At 64.8% G+C, this 7,259-nt stretch carries 3 protein-coding genes; all 3 read left to right on the forward strand.

Features of this window, described 5'->3' with window-relative positions:
- Positions 1–248 precede the first annotated feature (248 nt).
- Genes WBQ44_RS19585 through treY form a run of 3 tightly spaced genes read left to right on the forward strand, consistent with a single transcriptional unit; the run spans position 249 to position 7,120 of the window.
- Entirely contained in the window at positions 249–2,348 is a 2,100-nt protein-coding gene (locus WBQ44_RS19585; protein ID WP_495568331.1) for an acyltransferase family protein, read from the forward strand.
- A gap of 34 nt (positions 2,349–2,382) precedes the next feature.
- Entirely contained in the window at positions 2,383–4,695 is a 2,313-nt protein-coding gene (glgX, locus tag WBQ44_RS19590) for a glycogen debranching protein GlgX (RefSeq protein ID WP_495568332.1), read from the forward strand.
- 4 nt (positions 4,696–4,699) lie between these two features.
- On the forward strand, positions 4,700–7,120 hold the full coding sequence (gene treY / locus WBQ44_RS19595) for a malto-oligosyltrehalose synthase (RefSeq protein WP_495568333.1): 2,421 nt from the start codon (positions 4,700–4,702) through the stop codon (positions 7,118–7,120).
- The last annotated feature ends 139 nt before the right edge of the window (positions 7,121–7,259 follow it).

Here is a 7,259-nt window from a genome sequence, read left to right on the forward strand (position 1 = left end):
ACCCCACTGGGTACACGTGCCACTTCGTGCGCCCCGGCTGGAAGTTGCCACGCCGCGAGGCTGCCAACAGCTGATAGACCACAAACGACCCCGAGCATCTGCTCGGGGTCGTTTGTCGTGGACACCAAATTCGAAGACACCCGAGTTCGCTGATTGTTCACTTGCACGGCGCCGCACGTAAGGTGTGGCCCTGTAAGCGAGCAGTTACAGCTCGCGCCGGCCGACCACCCGAGGTTCTTACCCCCGTCATGCATTCGCAGTACTCACCGGCCGGCACATCGCTCGACCCGTCTCCGACGACAACGGATCGACGTGTCGCCATTCGAACAGACCTCGACGGTCTTCGAGGCGTCGCGATCGCACTCGTTGTCGTGTTTCACATCTGGATGGGCAGAGTGTCCGGCGGTGTCGACGTCTTCCTCACCCTCAGCGGGTTCTTCTTCACGGCGTCGCTGATCAGAACGGCGCGCTCCGGGGGGTCGCTCGATCCGTTCGCTCGAATGGGACGAATTGTCCGCCGGCTGGGCCCTCCGCTCGTTCTGGTGGCCACGGCCATCGCCGTCGCCACCATCGTCGTACTCCCCCGAACCCGATGGGTTGACGTCGGTAATCAGCTCGTGTCGGGATTGCTGTTCTACGCCAACTGGGAACTCGCGTGGACTGCGCAGGACTACCTGGCGGCCGACCCGAACGTCAGCCCCGTACAGCACATCTGGTCGGTCGCAGTGCAATTCCAGTTCTACCTCCTCGCCATTGCGGTGGTATTCGGACTGGCCGCGCTCGTTCGGCGTTCCCGAGGACTGCACCGCACCGGTCCGCACCCGCATCTGTTCCTCGTACTGTTCGGCGGAGGCGCGGTGCTGTCCTTCGTCTACGCCGCGGACGGTGGCGCTCGAATGCAGGCGTGGAACTACTACGACACCGGTGCACGACTGTGGGAAATCCTCCTCGGCGCCGCCGTGGCCGCATATCTGGCGGGCCGGGCGTCGCGTACTCAGGCGAGGCAGCGGGCCGTTCGGGCAGGCAGAACCGCGCTTGCGGCCGCGGGCTTGGCGGCCATCGTCGGGTGCGGGTTCGTCCTCGACGGCGTGCACGAGTTCCCCGGTCCGTGGGCGCTGGTACCGGTCCTCGCCACCCTTGCGCTGATCCTCGCCGGCCCCAACACCCCGATCGCCCGCATGCTGGGAGCCGACTTCGGGCGGTGGCTGGGATCCATCGCGTTCCCGCTATATCTGTGGCACTGGCCGATTCTGATTCTCACTCTCGCCTATACCGGCGCCCCGTCCGCCGACCTCACCACCGGTCTTGCGATCATCGCGGTGTCGATCGGACTGGCGACGCTCACCGTCCGACTCGTCGAGAAACCGATGCAGGCACCGCCGCGCTCGGTCTCCCGGGTAGCTGTCACGGCCACGGCCCTCGGCCTTGCGGTTATCGTCGTGGGCAGCACCGTCGCGTGGGACCAGCACGTACAGCGCTCGGTGTCCGAACTACAGGCCGGTCCTCGGTTCGATCCGGCCAGCCATCCGGGCGCACTCGAGCTGACCGACGCATACCTCGCGGACGATGCAGACCTGATGCCCGCTCTGTTCGCCGCCCCGGAGGACCTACCGGTCACCACCCTCGACGGGTGCATCGCCGATTTCGACACCGAGGACGCACTGCGGTGCGAATACGGCGATCTCACCGCAGACCGTACGGTCGTGCTGGCCGGCGGATCGCACGCAGAACATTGGATCACCGCACTCGACGTGATCGGCCGCGACAACGGGTTCCGCGTCGTCACATACCTCAAAATGGGATGCCCACTCATGGTCGGGCATCTGGAGATGTACGGCGACGGCGACTTCTCGGGCTGCCCGGGGTGGGCACGCACCGTCCTCGACATCGCTCGGGACACTGCCCCCGATTTCGTGTTCACCACCGCCACCCGACCCCGTGAGGGCGCACCCGGCGACTACACCCCCGACTGGTACGTCGACGTGTGGTCGGAGTTGGCGTCGTACGGCATCCCGGTTCTCGCGGTGCGCGACAACCCGTGGCTCGAACGCGACGGTGTCGCCTATCGAGCGATCGACTGTCTCGCCGACGGGGGGAACGTCGACTCGTGCGGAGTGGAACGCGACCTCGCGTTGGACTCCGTCAACCCGACCCTCGCGGCGTCGTTCCGTCTACCGGGCGTCCGGCCGCTCGACCTGACGACCGCGTTCTGCGGCGATTCGGTGTGCCGCGTCGCCGAAGGCAATGTGCTGATCTATCGCGACGAACATCACCTCACCTCGACGTACGTGCGTACGTTGACCTCGGAGTTGGGCAGGCAACTGTCCGCGGCCACCGGCTGGTGGTAAGCCGGTTCCGCCCGGTCACAGTAAAGTTCACTCCATGTCACAGGATGCACCCGTCGAATCACCCCCGATCGAAGTATGGCCGGGATCCGCATATCCGCTGGGAGCCACCTACGACGGCGCCGGCACCAATTTCGCACTGTTCTCCGAAGTAGCCGACGCCGTCGATCTGTGCCTCATCGCGGACGACGGAACCGAAACCCGGATCAGATTCGAAGAGTCGGACGGTTACGTCTGGCACGCCTATCTCCCTTCTGTCGTCCCCGGCCAGAAATACGGCTATCGGGTTCACGGCCCATGGGATCCGGCGAACGGCCACCGCTGCGACCCCAGCAAACTCCTGCTGGACCCGTACGGCAAAGCGTTCGAGGGCGCCTTCGACGGAGATCCCTCACTGTTCTCGTACTCGCTCGACATGCCGGCGCAGCAGGAATCCGGCGGCGAGAACAGCGAGACCGAGAACGGCGACGACCAGAGCAGCGACGCCCTGAACGGTGATGTCGATACCCCGTTCGAGGACGACGAGGACCGCGCCGATCCCGACGAGACGATCGTCGCGATGAACCCGATCGCACACGACGACGAGCGCCACGACGATTTCCCGCAGCTCGATTCGCTCGGACACACGATGACCACCGTGGTGATCAACCCGTTCTTCGACTGGCAGGCCGATCGAGCACCGAAGCGGCCGTACCACGAGACGGTCATCTACGAAGCGCACGTGAAGGGCATGACCGTCGCTCATCCCGACGTGCCCGAGGCGCTGCGCGGTACGTACGCGGGTCTCGCGCATCCCGCCATCATCGAGCATCTGCAGAACCTCGGCATCACCGCGATCGAACTGATGCCGGTGCATCAGTTCATGCAGGATCAGGTGTTGTTGGACAAGGGCCTGCGAAACTACTGGGGATACAACACCTTCGGCTTCCTGGCTCCGCACGCCGACTATGCCTCGAACCCGAATGCCGGTGGTGCCGTCACCGAGTTCAAGGCAATGGTCCGCGAGTTCCACGCCGCAGGCATCGAAGTGATTCTCGACGTGGTCTACAACCACACCGCCGAGGGCAATCACATGGGCCCGACCATCAGCTTTCGCGGTATCGACAATGCTGCCTACTACCGACTAGTCGACGGCGACCTCGAGCATTACATGGACTACACGGGCACGGGCAACAGCCTCAACGCCCGTCACCCGCACACGCTGCAGCTCATCATGGACTCGCTGCGCTACTGGGTCACCGAGATGCACGTCGACGGCTTCCGGTTCGACCTGGCATCGACCCTCGCACGCGAACTGCACGACGTCGACCGGCTCAGCGCCTTCTTCGACCTGGTGCAGCAGGATCCGGTCGTCAGCCAGGTCAAGCTCATCGCCGAGCCGTGGGACGTCGGCGAAGGCGGCTACCAGGTGGGTAACTTCCCCGGCCTGTGGACCGAGTGGAACGGCAAGTACCGCGACACCGTGCGCGACTACTGGCGCGGCGAGCCCGCAACGCTCGGGGAGTTCGCGTCGAGGCTCACCGGATCCTCGGATCTGTACGAGGCCACCGGCCGACGGCCCGGCGCCAGCATCAACTTCGTCATCGCGCACGACGGGTTCACGCTGAATGACCTGGTGTCGTACAACGACAAGCACAACGAGGCCAACGGCGAAGACAACAACGACGGCGAAAGCCACAACCGTTCGTGGAACTGCGGCGTCGAAGGACCGACCGAAGACCCCGAGATACTCGACCTCCGCGGCCGTCAGATTCGCAACATCATGGCGACGCTCCTGCTCAGCCAGGGCACCCCGATGATCGCGCACGGCGACGAGATGGGCCGTACCCAGCAGGGCAACAACAATGTGTACTGCCAGGATTCCGAGCTTGCGTGGATGGACTGGTCGCTGGCCGAAACCAATGCCGAACTGATCGAGTTCACAAGGAAGGCGATCGCGCTGCGCGGCGATCACCCGGTGTTCCGACGTCGACGGTTCTTCGAGGGACGACCCATCCGCAGCGGAGAGCAGGCGCGTGATATTGCCTGGCTCACACCAGCGGGGGAAGAAATGACGCCCGAGGACTGGGACAGCGGCTTCGGAAAGAGCCTGACCGTCTTCCTCAACGGTGAGGGAATTCCCGAGCCGAATCAGCGCGGCGAGAAGGTACTCGACGACTCGTTCCTGTTGTGCTTCAACGCCCATCACGAAACCATCGAGTTCCACACTCCCGACGGTGAGTACGCAAAGGAGTGGACGGTGGCACTCGATACGGCCGTTCCGACAGGATCGAGTGAGAATGTCATCGAAGCGGGTACACCGGTGAAGGTGGCCGCCCGGTCACTCCTCGTTCTACGAAAGACGGACTGACACCATGCCGATCCCCTCCAGTACTTATCGACTACAGCTGCGCGGGGACTCATTCACTCTGGAAGACGCCCGGGGCGTCGTCGACTACCTCGACGACCTGGGCGTCACCCATGCGTACCTGTCTCCCATTCTCACTGCGACCGATGGATCGACACACGGCTACGACGTCGTGGATCCGACCACCGTCTCCCCTGCCCTGGGCGGGCGTGCGGCGTTCGAAGCATTGGTCGCCGAACTGCATTCACGCGGCATGGGCGTCATCGTCGACATCGTGCCGAATCACGTCGGCGTCGAGGACCCGCGCCAGAACGCCTGGTGGTGGGATGTGCTCCGGAATGGCAGTTCGTCGAGCTACGCGCGTTTCTTCGACATCGACTGGGCCGACGACAACGGGGCCGACGGCAAGATCGCGATCCCGGTCCTCGGGTCGGAGAACGACGTCGACCAGCTGACGATCGATCGCAGCGGTGAGGAACCGTTGCTCGCGTACTACGAGCACCGCTTCCCGATCGCGGCGGAAACCGCGGACGGGTCTCACGGCGACGATGCCCGTGCGGTGCACGACGCGCAGGCGTATCGGCTGGTGAGCTGGAAGGCAGGGCTCGTCGGGTATCGACGGTTCTTCTCGGTCAACGGCCTCGCGGGACTGCGCCAGGAGGACTACGACGTGTTCTCCGCCTCGCACATCGAGGTGACCAGTTGGATGACGGAGGGACTTGTCGACGGTCTGCGGGTGGACCACCCCGACGGTTTGGCGGACCCGGCAGGGTATCTGACCGAGCTGCGTGAGGTGCTGGGTCAGGACCGCTGGCTCGTCGTCGAGAAGATCCTCGCGCGAGGAGAACCGCTCGACGAGTCGCTTCCGGTCGACGGAACAACGGGCTACGACGCATTGGCCGATCTGGGCGGAGTCTTCGTTGATCCAGCGGGTGCGCAGGCGCTCGCCGAACTCTCGGCAGCTCGCACCGGGACCGCCTCGGATGCGGCGTGGCTGCACTCGACGGAGCGCGAGTTGAAAGCGTCGGTTGCACGGGGCGATCTCGCACCCGAGGTCCGTCGTCTGGCTCGCACGGTCGCTCGTGAATCCGGTGTCGACGCGTCGATGGAACAGATCACGGACGCCATCGTCGCCGTGGTTGCGGCCATGCCGTACTACCGGTCGGACTACGCGCCACTCGCCGGCACGACCGCGCGGGTGATGGGCACCGTCGTCGACGAGAACCCCGAACTGACACCGGGTCTCGATGCGCTCGCTGCCGCGCTGATCGCGGACGGTGAAGCCGCCGTCCGGTTCGAGCAGGTCTGCGGGGCGGTGACGGCCAAGGGCGTCGAAGACTGCCTTTTCTACCGCGCGACCCGGTTGATCTCTCTGCAGGAAGTCGGCGGCGACCCGGCCCAATTCGGGCTGAGCCCGGCACAGTTCCACCTCTCGAACGCCGATCGCGCGGCCCGGTGGCCGGCCGCGATGACTACGTTGTCCACCCACGACACCAAGCGCGGGGAGGACGTTCGCGCGCGAATCGGTGTTCTGTCGCAAACGCCGGAGCTGTGGGCGCGGTGCATCGCCGATTGGGAGTTGCCGGCGCCGAGCCCGGACGGTTCCACCGGATTGTTCTTGTGGCAGAACCTCTTCGGAGTGTGGCCCGCGGACGGTGTCATCACAGACGAATTGCGCTCACGGGTTCACGCCTACGCGGAGAAGGCAATTCGCGAGGCGGGTTCTCGAACCACGTGGAGTGAACCCGACGAAAGGTTCGAGAAGTCCGTGCACGAATGGCTCGACTCCATTCTGAGCGGGTCCATGGCGGATTCAGTCACCATGTTGGTCTCACGCCTCGACGCACACGGTCGTAGCGATGCGCTCGGGCAGAAGCTTCTCCACCTCGTCGGCCCTGGTGTTCCCGACGTGTATCAGGGCACCGAATTCTGGGAAGACTCACTGGTCGACCCGGACAACCGACGGCCCGTCGACTACTCCGTGCGCCGTGAACGGTTGTCCGACAACCGAACTCCCGTCATCGATCAGACCGGTGCCGCGAAATTCTGGGTCGTGCGCACCGCACTGCGACTTCGACGCGAGCGTCCCGACAGTTTCGTCGGAGGCACGTATGCACCCGTGTATGCGCACGGTTCGGCAGCCTCACACGTTCTCGGTTTCGCACGCGGCTCGTCGCTCGAGCAGCCCGACGTGATCGCACTCGCAACGCGTCATTCGTTGACCCTCGCATCGCAGGGTTGGGGATCGACCACTGTGGTACTCCCCGAAGGACAGTGGCAGGACAGGTTGACCGGTACCGGGTACAGCGGCGACGTGACCGCAGCGGAGTTGTTCGCAGCCCTACCTGTTGCACTGCTGGTGCGCGAGCGAGCCGCAACCCCCGAAGCTGATTCCGAAGCCGATAGCAGAGGAGAGCACGACGCATGAGCCACCGCTTCGAGGTCTGGGCACCTACCCCCGACACGGTTCGCCTGCATCTGGACGGCGAGCTGCATCCGATGCAGAAAGGTTCGGGCGGTTGGTGGTTCGCCGACGCCGAAGCACGGCCGGGCAGTCGGTACGGCTT

The sequence above is a fragment of the Rhodococcus sp. (in: high G+C Gram-positive bacteria) genome (assembly GCF_049591685.1).
GTDB lineage: Bacteria > Actinomycetota > Actinomycetes > Mycobacteriales > Mycobacteriaceae > Rhodococcoides.

What these genes read in the sequence shown, in the direction of transcription:
- treY (WP_495568333.1), top strand. Translation starts at nt 4,700, where the DNA reads ATGCCGATCCCCTCCAGTACTTATCGACTACAGCTGCGCGGGGACTCA.
- glgX (WP_495568332.1), top strand. Translation starts at nt 2,383, where the DNA reads ATGTCACAGGATGCACCCGTCGAATCACCCCCGATCGAAGTATGGCCG.
- WBQ44_RS19585 (WP_495568331.1), top strand. Translation starts at nt 249, where the DNA reads ATGCATTCGCAGTACTCACCGGCCGGCACATCGCTCGACCCGTCTCCG.